Source organism: Brevibacillus sp. BD137 (genome assembly GCF_041644655.1).
Taxonomy (GTDB): Bacteria; Bacillota; Bacilli; order Brevibacillales; family Brevibacillaceae; genus Brevibacillus; species Brevibacillus brevis_D.
Map to the genome: position 1 here is coordinate 460,295 of NZ_JAOTNO010000003.1, position 16,384 is coordinate 476,678.

14 protein-coding genes are annotated in these 16,384 nt (G+C 49.2%); 8 read left to right on the top strand and 6 right to left on the bottom strand.

What is annotated here, in order from left to right; genetic code table 11:
• Window positions 1–13 precede the first annotated feature (13 nt).
• From ODZ53_RS08750 to ODZ53_RS08775, 6 genes are read right to left on the bottom strand one after another with little or no spacing between them, the layout of a single operon-like run.
• Complete coding sequence (locus tag ODZ53_RS08750) at window positions 14–817, bottom strand: carbohydrate ABC transporter permease (RefSeq protein WP_016739540.1); 804 nt, start codon at window positions 815–817, stop codon at window positions 14–16.
• A 12-nt stretch (window positions 818–829) separates the two neighbouring features.
• Window positions 830–1,717: a carbohydrate ABC transporter permease gene (locus ODZ53_RS08755; protein WP_015893894.1), complete on the bottom strand. Its 888-nt coding sequence runs from the start codon at window positions 1,715–1,717 to the stop codon at window positions 830–832.
• 26 nt (window positions 1,718–1,743) lie between these two features.
• Window positions 1,744–3,060, bottom strand: coding sequence for an ABC transporter substrate-binding protein (locus ODZ53_RS08760; protein ID WP_173604041.1), 1,317 nt, complete (start codon window positions 3,058–3,060; stop codon window positions 1,744–1,746).
• A gap of 25 nt (window positions 3,061–3,085) precedes the next feature.
• Window positions 3,086–4,186, bottom strand: coding sequence for an ABC transporter ATP-binding protein (locus tag ODZ53_RS08765; protein WP_372676665.1), 1,101 nt, complete (start codon window positions 4,184–4,186; stop codon window positions 3,086–3,088).
• A gap of 58 nt (window positions 4,187–4,244) precedes the next feature.
• A complete protein-coding gene (locus ODZ53_RS08770) occupies window positions 4,245–6,329 on the bottom strand; it encodes a glycerophosphodiester phosphodiesterase family protein (RefSeq protein WP_372676666.1) in 2,085 nt (694 codons plus the stop codon).
• Between the two features lie 21 nt (window positions 6,330–6,350).
• Entirely contained in the window at window positions 6,351–7,139 is a 789-nt protein-coding gene (locus ODZ53_RS08775; protein ID WP_372676667.1) for an HAD-IIA family hydrolase, read from the bottom strand.
• Between the two features lie 369 nt (window positions 7,140–7,508).
• Between ODZ53_RS08775 and efeO the strand changes: the two genes are divergently transcribed.
• The 8 genes from efeO (at window position 7,509) to ODZ53_RS08815 (ending at window position 16,058) form a co-directional block, all read left to right on the top strand.
• The gene (gene efeO, locus ODZ53_RS08780) at window positions 7,509–8,402 is read left to right on the top strand and encodes an iron uptake system protein EfeO (RefSeq protein WP_087348453.1); all 894 of its coding nucleotides are present in this window, start codon (window positions 7,509–7,511) and stop codon (window positions 8,400–8,402) included.
• Between the two features lie 4 nt (window positions 8,403–8,406).
• Window positions 8,407–9,684 (top strand): iron uptake transporter deferrochelatase/peroxidase subunit, encoded by a 1,278-nt coding sequence (gene efeB, locus ODZ53_RS08785; protein ID WP_372676668.1) that lies wholly within the window; start codon window positions 8,407–8,409, stop codon window positions 9,682–9,684.
• A gap of 27 nt (window positions 9,685–9,711) precedes the next feature.
• On the top strand, window positions 9,712–11,496 hold the full coding sequence (locus tag ODZ53_RS08790; RefSeq protein ID WP_372676669.1) for an FTR1 family iron permease: 1,785 nt from the start codon (window positions 9,712–9,714) through the stop codon (window positions 11,494–11,496).
• Between the two features lie 223 nt (window positions 11,497–11,719).
• Window positions 11,720–12,649, top strand: coding sequence for a decaprenyl-phosphate phosphoribosyltransferase (locus tag ODZ53_RS08795; RefSeq protein WP_015893902.1), 930 nt, complete (start codon window positions 11,720–11,722; stop codon window positions 12,647–12,649).
• Window positions 12,650–12,875: 226 nt separating this feature from the next.
• A complete protein-coding gene (locus tag ODZ53_RS08800) occupies window positions 12,876–13,232 on the top strand; it encodes an SMR family transporter (protein ID WP_041749727.1) in 357 nt (118 codons plus the stop codon).
• A 23-nt stretch (window positions 13,233–13,255) separates the two neighbouring features.
• Window positions 13,256–13,696, top strand: a complete 441-nt coding sequence (locus ODZ53_RS08805) for a divergent PAP2 family protein (RefSeq protein WP_015893904.1) — start codon at window positions 13,256–13,258, stop codon at window positions 13,694–13,696.
• A 27-nt stretch (window positions 13,697–13,723) separates the two neighbouring features.
• Complete coding sequence (locus ODZ53_RS08810; RefSeq protein ID WP_372676670.1) at window positions 13,724–15,412, top strand: spermidine synthase family protein; 1,689 nt, start codon at window positions 13,724–13,726, stop codon at window positions 15,410–15,412.
• Window positions 15,413–15,590: 178 nt separating this feature from the next.
• Window positions 15,591–16,058 carry an OsmC family protein gene (locus ODZ53_RS08815; RefSeq protein ID WP_015893906.1) on the top strand — a complete coding sequence of 156 codons (468 nt, stop codon included), beginning with the start codon at window positions 15,591–15,593 and terminating at the stop codon, window positions 16,056–16,058.
• The last annotated feature ends 326 nt before the right edge of the window (window positions 16,059–16,384 follow it).

A 16,384-nucleotide genomic window follows, 5' to 3' on the forward strand; every position in this document is an offset into this window, starting at 1 on the left:
ATGACCCTCCCTCTTATTTCACGCCGGAGTGGATGAAGCTGTTGATAAACTGCCGCTGGAACAACAAAAATGCCAGCAACAAAGGAAAAATCACCATGACCGTTGCTGCACTTACCTCGGCCCACTGCGCCCCCGTCTCAAACGATTGGGCAAAAATCGCCAGACCGACCGTCAATGGACGATTTTCCACGGAATTCGTAATAATCAGCGGCCACATGAAGTTGTTCCAATGGTAGCTCACCGAGACCAAACCAAAAGCAATGTAGGTCGGCTTCGCTAGTGGAACGTACACCCGCCACAAAATCTGGAACCAGGAGCAGCCTTCCATCCGTGCCGCCTCCTCCAGCTCGTTCGGGATTGTCTTGAAGGTTTGCCGCAACAGAAAGACCCCGAAGGCCGAAGCGAAGTACGGCAGCATAATGCCGATTTTGGTATCCAGCAAAGATAAGTCACGCAGGACGTTGTAGTTGGGGAAAATCAAGATATCTGCCGGGACCATGAGCTGAACCAGGAACAGGACAAACAACACATCCTTTCCCCAAAATTGCAGCTTCGCAAAGGCATAGGCTGCCAGTGTAGCCGTAATCATTTGCGCCACCAAAATACCGGTCACGATCAAAAAGGTATTGATGTAGTACTGGTCAAAGGGTGCTGCGTCCCACACCTTCGCAAAGTTATCGAGTGTAAAATCTGTACTGAACGACCACGAAGTCGCCAGCTCCCTCGGGCGAAAGGAAGTCCAGACCGCCCAGAGCAAAGGAAACAACCAGAGAACGGCCAAGCCGTACATTCCAACCGTTGTGATTTTGCGAAGCATCTGCCATCCCCCCTAGTTGTAATGAATCTTTTTATCCATACCAAAAAACTGAAAAGCAGCGACTAGCAACAACAGCACGACCATGACAATCGTCAATGCCGAAGCCATTCCTTGATCCCAGAAAGAAAACGCCGTCTCGTATATGTAGTACAGCAAGAGATTGCTGGCATTATCCGGCCCGCCTTTGGTCATGATCACCAAATGGTCTACCAGCTTGAAAGAGTTGGTGAAGGCGATAATACTGACAAACATCGTCGTTGGCATAAGCAATGGAAAGGTAATGCGGCGAAAAACCGTCCAAGACGATGCCCCTTCCATGGAGGCGGATTCGTATAGCTCCTGTGAAATGTTTTGCAGCCCAGCCAAATAGAAGATCATGAAATAGCCCGCTTCCTTCCAAATGACCATGAAGATCATCGCCCACATCACATTTTTCTGATCGCCGAGCCAGTTCATGTCGCCTTTTCCGAACCACTCCATCACATGACTAAGCGCTCCGTACTCCGGTGTGTAAATAAACAGCCAGATGTTCGCCACGGCAATCATCGGAACAACTGTCGGGTAAAAATAAGCCGTGCGGATAAAGCTCTTCCCTCGTAATGCCTTGTTGGCGAACAGAGCCATAGCCAGAGCGAGAGCCACACTCGTCGGCACTGTTCCGATGGCAAACCAGATATTATTGGTCAACACCTTCCAAAACACTTCATCTTCCAGCATTTGTTTATAATTATCTATCCCGTTAAAAAACGGCTCTGGAGAACCCAGATCCGCTTGATGAAAACTGAGTATGAACGTTTGTATAACCGGATAGAAGGTAAACAACAGCAGGAAGATGAGGGAGGGAAGGAGCAAGAGCCAGGCGTACATGTTCACTTTCCATTTTGCGCGTAGTTCCCCCATTGTCGCTCCCCCATTGCCTTGCTTGATTATTTGTTGAACGGCGCCAGCATCTTGTCCGCTTCTTCCTGCGCTTTTTTCAATGCTTCCGCAGGCTCAGATTGACCAGTGATCACGGATTGCAGTGTGTCGTTCAAGAGCTTTGTCACTTTGCCGTTATTGTGCGTAGACAGCTCAGCATGTCCGTATTCCAGCTGGTCACGAGCTACTGCTGCTGCCGGGAAGTCCTTAACGTATTGCTTCATCGTCTCTTCTTCGTATGCAGATTTGCGTGTAGCAACATAGCCAGTATCGACACTCCACTGAGCAGCACGCTTAGACTCGGTCATGAAGCGAATGAACTTCCATGCCGCTGCCTGTTTCTTTTCATCGGTTCCTTTGAACATGTAGAAGTTACCGCCGCCTGTCGGGCTGCCGTAGTTCTTTTTCGCTGGCAAAAACGCTACGCCAAAATCAAACTTCGCGCTTTTCTTCACGTTCGTCAGATTCCCTGTCGTATGGAACATCATCGCCGTTTTGCCTTCCAAGAAATCAGAAGGCACAGTCGCCCACTCGTTGACACCTTCAGGCATGACTTGATGCTTTTTGGACAAATCTACCCAAAATTGCAGAGCTTCTACATTTTCTGGCGTATCCAAGAACACTTTCTTCCCATCTTCGGACATCAGGTTCTTGCCGTTTTGCAGGGCCAGCGCTTGGAACATCCAATACGTAAAGCTCGAGGAAGGAATCTCGACGCCGTAGCGCCCGTCCTTTTTCAATTTGGCCGCGTACGAAACCAGCTCATCCCAGGATGTCGGCGGTTTTTCCGGATCAAGACCGACTTCCTTGAACGCGTCTTTGTTGTAATAGAGCACGATGGTGCTGCGCTGGAACGGGATGCTGTATGTCTTGCCGTCTACTTGGGAATTCGCTAAGAAGCCTGGGAAGAAATCATTTACGTATTCGCTGCCGCCATCCTTGGCAATGAGGTCGTCCAACGGAAGGATTGCATCCATGTCCATCATCGTATGCAGCTCAGTAGAGAGCATCACTGCTACGTCGGGAGGAGTCTTGCCCTGTACAGCCGCCTGCACTTTTGTCGTTGTATCCTGATAACTGCCCGTATAGACTGGCTTGACTTTGATATCTGGATTTTCTTTGTTAAATTCTTCTGCCATTCCGTCCACGATCTTGGTCAAAGGACCGCCAACCGCAACTGGATAATAGAAGGACAGCTCTGTTGTGCCAGACGAATTGGCTCCTTGCGTCGCGTTGTTCGTGGACGAAGAATTGCCACTGGAGCAACCCGTGATCAGACTCATACTCATGACGACCGCAAACAAGCTTTTGACAACTTTACGCATCGCAGTACCTCTCCCTTTTCTTTTCTCAATTGGTCGTAACCGCTAGATTTTTTCCGGTTTCTCCATCAAACACGTTCACCTGAGCTGGATCAAAACGAACATGCATGGTTTCGCCTCTTTTGCAGTGCCATTGCCCGTTCCATTTGGCCTTCCACAGCTTGTCTCCCACGGTGAATTCCACAATGGTCTCAGAACCGAGAATCTCTACTCCTTGTACGGTGACAGGGAACTGGAAGGAAGCATCGACAGATTGCCCTTCAAGGGCGGGTTGAAGTGACTCTGGACGCAAACCAAGAACGACCGGGGTCTGGTCCTTGATACCGTGAAACATAGGGAGCGGCAAAAACTGCTGACCTGCCAGCTCAATTCCTGCCTGATCGCCTGCCCGCCAAATGGCAGGAAACGTATTCATCGGGGGTGCCCCCGTAAACTCCGCCACGAACAAATTCGCTGGATGATTGTAGACATCGAGAGGTTTTCCGACTTGCTGAACCTCGCCGTCGCGCAGGACCATCATGCGGTCTGCCATCGTCATCGCTTCCACCTGATCGTGCGTAACGTAAATCATCGTGATGCCCAGCTCTTGCTGCAAGCGACGAATTTCCGTGCGCATGTGCCCGCGCAGCTTGGCATCCAGATTGGACAAAGGCTCGTCCATCAAGCAAATAGGATGCTGACTGACGATGGCCCGTCCGAGTGCAACACGCTGTCGTTGTCCCCCGGATAATTCCTTCGGCTTGCGTTGCAATAGATGCGCGATGCCCAGCATCTCTGATACACGCTCCAACCGCTTGCCCTGCTCTGCTTTGTCTACCTTTCGCACCTGCAAACCAAATAAAATATTATCTTTTACCGTCAAATGCGGATAAAGTGCGTAATTTTGAAAGACCATGGAGATGTTTCGCCCACTCGGAGGGACTTGATTCATCGGCTTGCCGCCAATCAACAGCTCTCCCGTGCTGATCTCCTCCAGCCCGGCAATCATGCGCAGTGTGGTTGATTTCCCACAACCAGAAGGCCCTACCAGCACGAAAAACTCTCCTGGTAGAATACGAGCACTCACTTCATTGACTACCTTCTGGCCCCCATACATCTTGGAAATGCGCCGCAATTCCACTTCAGCCACGACTTTCCCCCCTGAATCTCTCGCTGTTTTTTACGTATCCCTCGACTATACCAATTGCTTACTGAGGTAATATTTGGGTATTGTAAAGTTTTTGTGCATAGTCGGTAATGATTCCCCCGACTCCCGCCTCGGTTGCCCGCTTCATATCCGCTTCCTCGTTGACTGTATACACGGTCAAAATGATTCCCCGATGCTTGGCGAAGCGGATTAGCTCTGGCGTGACAATCTGATGGTTGATATAGTATTGGGCATTCAGTTGAACCGCGTCTGTTATCTGCTTTTCGGCATACTGTTCCAGCTGTTCCTTCGGCTTGGTTCCGCTCAAGGTAAAGCCGAGTCCCAGTTCCGGATTGAGCTTGGCAAAACGCTCCAATACTTCTGAGCTGAAGCTGCTGACAATCACATCTTCAACCATGTCGTGCTCCTTGATGACCTTCGCCATTTCCTTTTCGTACCCAATCCCCTTTGCTTCCAGAATGACCACCGCTTTGCCCTTGGCCGCTTCCAGCAATTCATCCATGGTAGGAATGACAGCATCGGTAATTTCAGGCTGGTACCAGGAAGGATTTGCTGGATCGAGCTTGTTCGCATTCAATTCACGCAGTTCCTTCAGCGTGAAATCCTTTACCTTCCCAGTCCCGTTGGTGGTACGCTCCAGATCAAAATCATGGATCAGGACAAGGTGGCCATCCTTTGTTTTGTGGACGTCTGTCTCGATGATTTCTACACCCAACTCCATCGCTTCTTCAAAGGCGTACATCGTGTTTTCCGGCTTTAAGGAAGGGATACCTCGATGCGCCATGACCATCGGAGGTTGCGTGATGCTTTTCTCTGGGTAAGCAGCAAGCAGCTCATGCACCTCTTTTGGATCGTGTGAGACAACCCCCGCCACTCCCATCTCGATCATTTCACTCGCTTGGCTCTTGTTCGCCCGATCAATTCCCCACACGGACAACCCGCGATTGCGGAAGTAACGAATGACATCCTCCGTCATTGCAGTTTGCGAGAGAACGATCACATTGGAACGACTGCTCCTGGCTGAGCGTACGAGCTCCTTTTGCTTCTTTTCGTTCAGCTTGCCGTCGATATATACGAGGGCACCACGGTATTCATTGTTTTTCTCCCGCATCTCTTGGACAATTTCCGGTCGGGAAGACACAATGTGCACATCAGTGAGATTCTCTTTCTGGAGCAGGTGATCAACCTCGGCTACCAATTTCTTGTCCTCGATATGAATCACCGGGATCGCCTTGCCCTTGATCTGCTCCAATACCTCGTCCAGCGATGTGCCGTCCTGAGTGACGACTCCGTTCTTCCCGGATTTTTTCACCGGAATAAAAACGGAAGACGCTTCTGCTTCTAAAATTGCATCGAGCTCGGACTTCTTGTCGTACATGGCAATCACCGTCGGCGGAAGGACAATTCCCGTCTTAGGTTCAGGGACAATCAGCACGTCGTCTTTTAAGTCAGAGACTGGAATCTTGTCTTTTTGGGCATTCGGTCCAAACAACAACTCACCAGGGGTTGGCTTGGGCTGATCAACAAAATCTTTGGAAGCATCATTCGTATCCTTTTCCGTCAGGCGTTCCATCGAGTGTCCGCCAGCTACTCCCGGATGAGAGATGACTCCCGGAACCTTCGCATCCATATAAGCCATCGAATCCACCACATTGTACGCAGGGTCCATCAGAATGACGTGGTCGCCGCCATTGGCCAAATAAATGCTGCCTGTCGCCCAATCCGTCGGCAATAGCTCAGGGACGTCCTCCATGGAATCGAACAATTCAAAATCTGGCGTGACGCCATGGCGTTCCACGATTCCGTCTGCATAGCGGGAAATGACAATCGTCTGGTAAGGCTCAATCATGGTGCCTTCCGGAAACGCATGCATCCCTTCATTTCCGCCACGCTTTTCCTCGTCGCCGATCATGTATCCACTCAAATCAATCGAATCGTTAGAGATATTGGTGATTTCGATAAACTCGCCTGTGCTTTCATCAAAAAGAGGATCATTGACAACTTCTGTGATGAGCAGGGTTTTGCTCACCGCGCTTTGCGCCATTACGGACGGCATACTGCCTGTCACCAGACTTGCTGCCATTAGTGACCACAACCACTTTTTGCTGCTCTTTCCCAACTCCATCTCCCTTGCCTCCTCGTTTTCCTACTCGACTTGCACCATGGCTTCCATCGTCGGAAGGATGTAATCTGGCTGAATCTCTGTGGCTTCCAGTTCGCGGCTGGTCGTCACACCCGTCATGACCAGCGCCGTTTTCATGCCGCTGTTTTTCCCAAGTAAAATATCTGTCTCCAAACGATCGCCCACCATGACGCATCTTTCTGGCTGCACTTGAAGCAGTTGAAAAACCTGATCGGCGTAGTACCGAGACGGCTTGCCAGTCATCGCCCAGACAGAGGCTCCACCAGCCGTTTCAATCGCTCTCGCCAACGCCCATGTATCAGGAATGGCCCCCCCTGGCACCGGACATACGGGATCGGGGTTCGCTACGATCAGGAGGGCTCCCTTTCGTACAGCGTCAGCAGCCTGTTGCAGTTTTTCATACGTAAATCCACGGTCCATTCCAACCAATACATGCGTAGCTTCCTCCGCATCTTGCACCTGCTTTATATGAAAGCTCGCAATCTCTTCCTCCAATGCAGGCTCTCCAACAATCAGGACACGCGCTTGCTCCGCATTTTCTTGAAGATACAATCCCGCTGCGTAGGCAGCCGTCATGATTTCTTCCCGCCCGGCAGCCAATCCGAGCTTCTGGAGGCGAGTTTGACAAGCTGTTCTTGTCTGTACCGTCGTATTGGTCAAAAACATGATTTTCTTCTGCTTCTCCCGCAGCGTGGCAAGTGTCTTTTCCACCCCAGGGAGTAGTTCGTTCCCGAGAAAAATCGTTCCATCCAAATCAAAAAAATACGCTTCGTACCTATCTGTATCTAGCAAATCCCCTGCTCGCTCCTTTCATTCGAAAACACAAAAAGCCCTCATACACGGCAATAGCACAAAGAAACAAACCGATCGAACGGTCTTTTTCAATCTATTGCTGTATGAGGGCTTTCTCCACGTCTCGACCCACTTACAGACGTTATTCATTTGGTTGATAGCTCGATCATAACAGGTCATTGTTAAGGGATTGTTGAGCTATTTTTGGTTTTATGTGAACAACACCAAAACTATCCATTGGTAGTTAGCCAAAAAAAGATTGCAAACTGTCTAAGAAAGAGTAAAATTCTTTGTGGATGATAATGATATTCATTATCGCAATATAATCTTATAATTATACACTTATATCATATGAAGGGATGTCTTTTCATGATACAAAAATGGAGTTATCCACTCGCGGCAGTTGTTCTCGGCTCTTCCTTGCTCGCTGCTTGCGGAAACGCACAAACACAAACCGAAGAGAAAAAACCAGAAGCTACGCAGCCTGACAAGCCTGCCGCTGCTGATCAATCCGCGACAGCGAGCACTACTCCTTCTCCTGAGCTGCAAGCCTCTATTGATCAATACCGAAAATGGGTCGTTGACCAAACCGACCAATTCGTAAAAGCAACAGAGAGCTTTACCAACGCCGTCAAAGCAGGCGATATGGAGAAAGCGAAAAAGGAGTATGCTCCAGCCCGTGCTTACTTTGAGAAAATCGAGCCTATCGCTGAATCTCTCGGCGATTTTGACCCTTGGATCGATGCCCGCGAAGGCGATGTGCCTGACAACGAATGGCGCGGCTATCACAAATTGGAGAAAGCTCTCTGGGAAACCAAATCGGTTGCTGACCAAGGTAAAGTTGCGGATCAACTGCTGCAAGATGTGAAGCAGCTCCGCGTGAAGGTAGAGAGCGTCGAAATCGATGTGCCTATGCTGGTAACGGGTTCGGTAGAGCTCTTGAATGAGGTATCGTCAAGCAAGGTGACTGGTGAGGAAGAACGCTATTCCCACACAGATTTGTACGATTTCGCTGCAAACGTGGAAGGCGCTCACGAAATTTACAAAGTATTGAAGCCTGCTGTTACGGAAAAAGACGCTGCTCTTGCAACTGAAATTGAAGCTCGCTTTGCTGATTTGGACAAAGCCCTCGCACCATACCGCAAAGGCGACGGCTATGTGCTATACACGGAATTGAAGGAAGACCAAGTGAAAAAGCTGAGTCAGTCCCTCGATGCATTGGCTGAGCCTTTATCCAAAATGGGTAAGATCGTAGGAGGCTAACAAGATGAATGACAAGCATCTCGAAAACACCACAGCGAACAAATTCACACGTCGAGAAGCTCTGAAGTTGGCTGGTGTCGGGGGGATTGGACTGCTGTTAGGAGCGACTGGGGTTAATACCCTTATGCCCTCCTCTCCTAAAAATGAGCAGACGAGTGCCACTCCGACCGGTGCAGATGAGGTCATTCCCTTTTATGGCAAGCATCAGTCCGGGATCATTACACCTATGCAGGATTTTATCTGCATGGGTGCTTTTGATTTGACGACGACCTCGCTAGGGGATGTCCGCAGCTTGTTTCAAAGCTGGACGCAGGCAGCAGCACGCATGACTGCCGGCAAAAACGTCGATGAGGAGAGCGATCACGCCCTTCTTCCTCCTGTCGACACGGGAGAAGCCATGGGCCTGCGCCCAATGAAATTGACGATCACATTTGGACTTGGCGCTTCTTTCTTTGACGAGCGCTTTGGTCTCGCATCCAAACGCCCAGCTCCTTTGGTCGATTTACCTCGCTTCAACAGCGATGAAATGCGAAAGGAATGGTCGGGTGGCGATATTGTCGTACAGGTCTGTGCCAACGATCCACAGGTCGCCTTCCATGCCCTGCGGAATTTGGCCCGGATCGCTCGAGGCAAAGCTGTCCTCCACTGGCTACAGGAAGGCTTCCAGCGTACCAGTGCATCCGACCCGACTGGCTCTACACCACGAAATCTGCTGGGCTTCAAGGATGGCACGAACAATCCGCAGGTGAACGATCCTGCTACCGCCAATGAAGTCGTCTGGGCAAACACGGCTGAAAGTCCCGCGTGGATGGCAGGCGGAAGCTACATGGTTATGCGTCGAATCCGCATGCGGATCGAGGTGTGGGATCGCTCCTCCCTTTCCGATCAGGAGAATACATTTGGTCGTCACCGTTTAACCGGAGCTCCTCTTGGCAAAGCAAATGAGTTCGACGAGCTGGAGCTGGATCGAAAGGATGCTAAGGGTAAACCCGTTATTCCTGTGAATTCCCATACCGCCCTGGCCCATATGGAGGGCAAAGTGAAAATTTTGCGGCGCGGATACTCTTATTCAAGTGGAATGGATCTCAAGACTGGTCAGCTCGATGCTGGACTGTTGTTCATTTGCTTCAATCGTGATCCACGCAAGCAATTCATTCCGATGCAACAAAAGCTCGCATCTGTCGACCTGCTCAATGAATATATCACCCATGTCGGCAGTGGTTTGTACGCCTGTCTACCTGGTGCAAGTGAGGGCGGATACATCGGGGACACGCTATTTTAACCAACTACCTGAGATGGAGTGAACACCTTGAAACGCTATCTGTTTATCCTTTGTACATGCATGCTGCTATGGACATCTGCTCTGTCTGCCGCTGTAGCCGCGCCGCTGGTGCCAGAGCAGCTCAAGCAAATGATCGCCCTCTCTAGCGATGCCTTGATTAGCAGTGGAGATAACAACTGGGAAGAAGCAGCGAAAGCGATCAGCGGTATGAAGAGCGTCTGGGAGGGCAATTCGGAAGAAACCTCGGCAGATGCAAAAGCTTTGACGCAAGCAATCGTGGAAGCAGAACAAGCCCTTGCTCAAGCAAAGGCGAATCCCGACACTGCAAAAGCAGCCATCTCCACTTTGGCAAAAGCAACAGATCGTTACGTCTCGTCCAAAGAAGAAGGCGGTCAGCCAAAAGAACGCGCACACAAGCAAATTGCGGCTTTGCTCCCGCTCTTGCAAAACAGCATGACAGCCATCACGGAAGGCGATCTGACAAAAGCCAAGCAATCATACAACAGCTTCGTCGCCGGCTGGTACAAGGCAGAGGGTCTTGTTCGAACGGAAAATGCCGCCGTCTACGGGGATATGGAAATCAAAATCAGCGGTGCTCGCATTGCCCTGAACACTGAACCACCCGATCCTAAAAAGAGCGCAGAGAAAGTACAGGCACTCATTACTACCGTGGACAATTATTTGTCAGGAAAGGCAGTCAAACAGGACGCTGCGAGTCCTTCTTCCGAGCAGCCCACCATCTCGTCTCTACTGGCACTCCTTGCATCGGTAGAAACAGATATCGCCAATCAGGACGCAAACGCTGCTTCGGACAAAATGGAGACCTTTATCACCTCTTGGCCCTCTGTAGAAGGCGTAGTCATGACCAAATCGCCTGCTATCTACAGCAGTATCGAAGCCAAGATGGTCGCCGTCCCGACACTCATTCTGTCCAATCCCCCGCAATGGGAAAAGGCGTCCGCTAATCTTGCGGAAATGAAGACAGAGCTTGAGCCATTTGCGACAGCGTCCTCATACACCGCGTGGGATGCGGGACTCATCTTGTTCCGCGAAGGACTCGAGGCTATCTTGATCATCGTCTCTCTCCTTACTGTCCTGAACAAGTCAGGCAATGCCGACAAGCGCAAATGGATCTGGTCTGGGTCAATTGCCGGGATCGTAGTTTCCGCTATTCTTGCCGTCATCCTCAGTGTCGTCTTCTCCAACCTGTCCACAGGCAACTCGCGAGAGACGATTGAGGGAGTAACCGGACTGGTTGCCGTCTTCTTTATGGTGACGATCGGTGCCTGGTTGCATAAGAAGTCCAATTTGCAGGCATGGAATCAATTTGTCGAGAAATCGATCGGCTCTTCTTTGGCAACAGGAGCTCTGTGGTCACTCTCATTTACCGCGTTTCTCGCTGTCGCCCGCGAAGGGGCAGAAACGATTATCTTTTATATGGGAATGGCCGCTACCATCTCCATGACAGACCTAATGATCGGCGTTTTGAGCGCGCTTGTCGTCTTGGCCGTGATTGGCTTTGTCATCATCAAGCTCAGTGCACGCATTCCGGTGCGTCCGTTCTTTTTTGTTGCCAGCCTATTGCTCTATTACATGGCATTTAAATTCGTCGGCGTCAGCATCCACGCTTTGCAGGTGACGGGAAACTTATCTGCACACAGCAGCGATTACTTGTTGTACGCACCGACTCTCGGCATTTACGCGAGCTGGGAAACGACGATCCCGCAATTGATCGTACTTGTGATCGTTCTTTTCAATTTGTTCCTGTATTCTCGAAAAAAAGCCGCCACTCCTATTCCACGGGTGAACTAAAAAAGAGAAAACCTGAAAAACGCAGCTCCATCACGAGGGCTGCGTTTTCTTATAAACCCCGCTATTATTTTTGACAATCATTCTTTCTCGCAAGTTCACATTTTTTCTGTTATCCTTAAATTTTTATGGAGGAAGTTGTGTTACCATATTACAGGTGTAACCTTCTTTTTACATTTATCGTCATTAGAAGGTACAAGATTCGATATTAGGATAGGGGTTAGATATGGGGGCAACATCAAATTCTGTTAAAGTTGACGTCAAAACAACGCCACGCGTTCGACAAAATATGGTCTACCTATTAGTGAAGCAGCTTCGTCCACATCAATGGACGAAAAACTTGCTTGTCTTTGCTGCCTTGCTATTTTCCTTGCACAAAGTAAGTCCGGATGTCATCGGAAAATCAGTGCTGGCCTTCCTGCTGTTTTGTTTTGTATCCGGCTGTGTGTATATCCTCAATGATTTTGTCGATATCAAAAATGACCGAAATCACCCGGAAAAACAGTTCCGGCCCATGGCTTCTGGTGCATTGCCGCCAGCCCTCGCATTAGCATTCGGTGTATTTTTGCTACTAGGTTCCCTGTTTAGTGCTTATTACTTTGACCGATTATTCGCGCTCGTACTGCTGGTTTACTTTGTGCTCAATGTCGCTTATTCGCTGAAGCTGAAGCATGTGGTCATTCTGGACGTCATGATTATCTCAGCCGGTTTTGTTTTGCGTGCCATCGGTGGAAGTCTGATGATCCAAACACCGTTCACGCCGTGGTTTCTGCTCTGCACGATGCTGCTCGCGCTGTTTTTGGCCATCAGCAAACGTCGCCACGAGTTGATCTTGTTGCAGCAAGATAAAGGAACGCATCGCAAAGTACTCGACAGTTATTCGTCCGAGTTGTTGAATCAGTTGAATACGATTGTGACGACCATGACAATCATCAGCTATTCCTTGTTCACTTTTACATCGGGACGCACGATTCACTTGATGTGGACCATTCCGCTCGTGATCTTTGGTATTTTCCGTTACCTGTATTTGATCACCGTTGCAGGCCAGGGCGGCAGTCCGGAAAAAGTTTTGTTGCAGGACAAGCCGATTCTCATTACGGTGTTCCTGTATGTCGTTATGGTAGCCGGGATTATTTACGTATTTGAATTGAAATAAGGAAGTAAGGAAGTTCAAAAAGTTGTCTTTTGATCACGAAGTAGTCTAGAAAGCTATTTCGACATCGAATATGGCGTTCACCTCCGAAGTCCGGTGCTCATGTAGATTACCTACACTGCGCTCCTCCTTCGTTCGGTTCTCGCCATCTTCTCGGTGCTGAAAAGCCAAATTTTTGAAATTGTTTTGTACATGAAGTTACTTGCTCAGATAGGTTGTGGATCAGACTATGCCATCAATTGTTCTCATCATCATTTCTGTGATCCTCAGTGCGTGTGGACAAGTCGCGATGAAGATGGGCGCATCCTCGCTCACCAGCAACAATGACATGCTGCTACTGAAGTTCCTGCACTATTTTACGAACCTGCCGATTATGGTGGGACTTGCGCTTTACGGACTTTCTGCGTTTATCTGGATTGCTGCGCTCGAAAAGGTGCAGCTCTCCTATGCTTATCCCATGGCAGCACTCGGATACGTGTTGGTAGCTGTGCTGTCCTTCTTGATCTTCAACGAACCGTTGTCCCTTACACGTATTGCCGGTCTGGCGATTATCGTCGTGGGCGTCGTCGTCATTTCTCAATCGTAATCATCACGTAGAGGAGTTTTCTCATGTTATATGCGCTAGCGCCGTTTATCGGCTGGCTCGTGTCCGGAATAACCAAATTTTTGATTAATTACCTCCGTTTTGGGTCCCGGGCCAAAGAAATGGTCGGGAACGGCGGATTTCCCAGCACGCACACAACTGTCATGGTCACGACTGTGTTTTTGATTGGTTTGCAGGAGGGCTTTACTCATCCTGCATTCGGGCTGGGTGTGGCTGTGACATTTATTGTGATCATCGATGCGACTGGCTTGCGCAGAGCGGTAGGAAAACATGCAGAGGCACTTAACAAGCTCGCAAAGGAACATCCGGACGTGTTTCCCACCAAGCCTTTGCGTGAAAGCATGGGACATACCAGATGGGAAATTGCCGGGGGTCTGGTGCTCGGGGTACTGCTTGCGACCGTATTGCATCTGCTGGCAGCGAACCTCCCTAACCTCATTGGCTAGTAGATTCGTAGACAGGAGATTATGTTCATGAATAACCGTACAGCTACGTACTCGTTCCTGCTCGGGACGGCTTTGCTATTGTTTATGGCTACGATTGTGCTTAGCACATCGGTTTTATTTTTGTTCGGCGTATCCCTGACGGCCGCCAGCTTTTGGATTGGCCTCTTTGCGGCTTTGGCTGCGATGGGCGCGATGGTGTCGGTCTTCGTAAGTTCACGTCGTCGGGCCTGGTTTTTCTCCGTGTTGGCTGGACTGGCGATCGTTTCAGGCATCAGCTACTTCATCAGCGCTAATACGTTTGATCTCTCTTTTGACGGACAAACGTATCATCAAGAAGCAATCGTGAAGATAACCAACGGCTGGAATCCGGTTCATGACCAGCCCATCCTCAAGCCTCCTGGTTCAAAAGAAGTGGATGAGATGGATAATCGGGAGGTTCTCTCAGCCTTTCACCTGTGGATCAATCATTACGCCAAAGGTCCATGGATGCTCGATGCGGTCATGTATAAACTTACTGGTCAGATTGAGGTTAGCAAAATATTCAACCTGTTGTTGATTGCATCGTCCTTTTTCCTGACACTCGCTGCCATCCGAACTGCTTTCCCTGAGAGAAAAGGGGCGGCAATTGCGTTCGCGCTTCTCGCAGCGTTCAATCCCACGGTGATTACGCAATCGACTTCCTTCTATATTGACGGACAGCTTGGTTCACTCGTGCTGATCCTCTGTGCTCTCGGGTATCTGCTGTATAAGCGCTACCATGCCTGGACGCTACTAGCACTATGCGCAGCGCTCATGCTGCTGGCGCAGATCAAATTCACGGCATTAGGATATGCCGGATTGCTCGGCTTGGCTATTCTCGTGCTCTTCTTTTTCTATGATCGCCGTCAGCACATCAAAAGCATGCTCGTGTGGCTTTCGATTAGTCTGGTTATCACTGTAGGGGTTGTCGGGTTCAATCCGTATGTCACCAACACGCTAACGAAGGGACATCCGTTTTATCCGTTGGCGGGCAAAGGTGCCGTTGACATCATGACCTCGAACAGCCCGCATGGCTTCAAAGACAATTCTGGTATAGAAAATCTGGCTATCTCCTTATTTTCCAAATCGGAGAATATTGCAACACCCCATAGCCCTACATGGAAGGTGCCATTTACCGTCACCTTGAAAGAGCTCACCGTGTTCTACTCTCCTGACGTGCGTGTAGCCGGATTCGGACCGCTTTTCGGAGGAGCTGTGATTGTTACATTGCTGCTTCTTGTCGCCTTGCTTTTGGGGACCCATCGAAAAAAAGCGGCACCTTTCTTGTGGATCAGTCTGGCGCTCTTCGTGACCGTGCTGATTAACCCGGAAAGTTGGTGGGCGCGCTATGTTCCGCAGCTTTGGTTGATTCCACTCTTGATTGCGCTGGCAGTCTGGGATGTTCAGAAGAGCTTTTTCCGCCATGCGGGCAAGGTTCTGGTCGTCATTTTACTCGCCAATATGGTGATGGTAAATGCTTCTCATATCATTGGACAGTCTGGCGCCAATACCTTGGTGAAAAAGCAGCTTGAAGAGATCAAAGCAAGCAACAAAACGCTGGTCGTAGACTTCCACCATTTCAATGCGGTGAAAGTCCGTCTGCAAGAAGCTGGCATTCCTTTCGTCGAGCAAAAGCTGGATAAAGGTGAAGATGTCAAAGGCTTTATGACTACGCGTGCGGTTTATCTTTTGAAATAAAAGATAGAAGGGGCGTCTCTCAGTCGGGAAATCGACTTTTGGGACAGCCCCTTTTTCTTATTAGCTGTGTGTAGTGGACGAGACACCCGTTTGCATAAATGTAAAAATTTCCATAATGGTCATTAGAAAACTATGGTAGAGTTTACTTGTGTTGATTATCCAGAAGGGAGTGTGCATCATGCCTGTTGAAACATTCAAAGCAACTGCACATCTACAGAAGGGAATGGTTGTGAAGGCCAGTTCCAGAAATTTCGAGATAACCATCGATGAACCGAAAAGCTTGGGAGGTACGGATACCGGCATGAACCCGGTTGAACTGGTACTCTCCGCATTGGGCGCCTGCCAATCTATCGTTGCCAGAGTATATGCCAGGAAGTTTAACGTTCAACTCGACGATTTTTGGGTGGAAGTTGAAGGCGATCTCGATACGGATGGCTTCATGAACAAATCTGATGTCCGACGTGGGTATTCTGAAATCCGATACACCTTTCATATCAAAACCGATGCTCCTAGAGAGCAAGTCGAGTCTTTTGTGGAATTTTTAGAACAGACATGCCCGGTTGGAGATACGATTGCGAATCCTGTCACTCTTAAATTAAACGGTATTGTTATTGAAAAGCCGAGCGAGATAAAGGCGAATGATTAGTATAAAATAAGGCTCCCAACTGGGAGCCTTTTTCGTCTTTTTGATTTTACATAAACCCACAGTAAATGACCGCTGCCATTGAAGAGATTAAGGCCAGCAACAAAACGCTGGTCTTAGACTTCCACCATTTTAATGCGGTGAAAGTGCGTCTGCAAGAAGCTGGCGATGCTGAGGTTGTCCACGATCGGCATGATCAGCAATTCACGAATCACCTGCCATCCAATGTGTACGTTTTCACTGTAACCCCTCCCGTTTCCACCCTACCTTCACTGAAAATTAAATAAAATATAAATATTGCTATAAAAAATCAGTATTGGTAATATATA

Coding starts and splice junctions, on each gene's coding strand:
- ODZ53_RS08750 (WP_016739540.1), bottom strand. CDS start 817: ATGCTTCGCAAAATCACAACGGTTGGAATGTACGGCTTGGCCGTTCTC.
- ODZ53_RS08755 (WP_015893894.1), bottom strand. CDS start 1,717: ATGGGGGAACTACGCGCAAAATGGAAAGTGAACATGTACGCCTGGCTC.
- ODZ53_RS08760 (WP_173604041.1), bottom strand. CDS start 3,060: ATGCGTAAAGTTGTCAAAAGCTTGTTTGCGGTCGTCATGAGTATGAGT.
- ODZ53_RS08770 (WP_372676666.1), bottom strand. CDS start 6,329: ATGGAGTTGGGAAAGAGCAGCAAAAAGTGGTTGTGGTCACTAATGGCA.
- efeO (WP_087348453.1), top strand. CDS start 7,509: ATGATACAAAAATGGAGTTATCCACTCGCGGCAGTTGTTCTCGGCTCT.
- efeB (WP_372676668.1), top strand. CDS start 8,407: ATGAATGACAAGCATCTCGAAAACACCACAGCGAACAAATTCACACGT.
- ODZ53_RS08795 (WP_015893902.1), top strand. CDS start 11,720: ATGGGGGCAACATCAAATTCTGTTAAAGTTGACGTCAAAACAACGCCA.
- ODZ53_RS08800 (WP_041749727.1), top strand. CDS start 12,876: ATGCCATCAATTGTTCTCATCATCATTTCTGTGATCCTCAGTGCGTGT.
- ODZ53_RS08805 (WP_015893904.1), top strand. CDS start 13,256: ATGTTATATGCGCTAGCGCCGTTTATCGGCTGGCTCGTGTCCGGAATA.
- ODZ53_RS08810 (WP_372676670.1), top strand. CDS start 13,724: ATGAATAACCGTACAGCTACGTACTCGTTCCTGCTCGGGACGGCTTTG.
- ODZ53_RS08815 (WP_015893906.1), top strand. CDS start 15,591: ATGCCTGTTGAAACATTCAAAGCAACTGCACATCTACAGAAGGGAATG.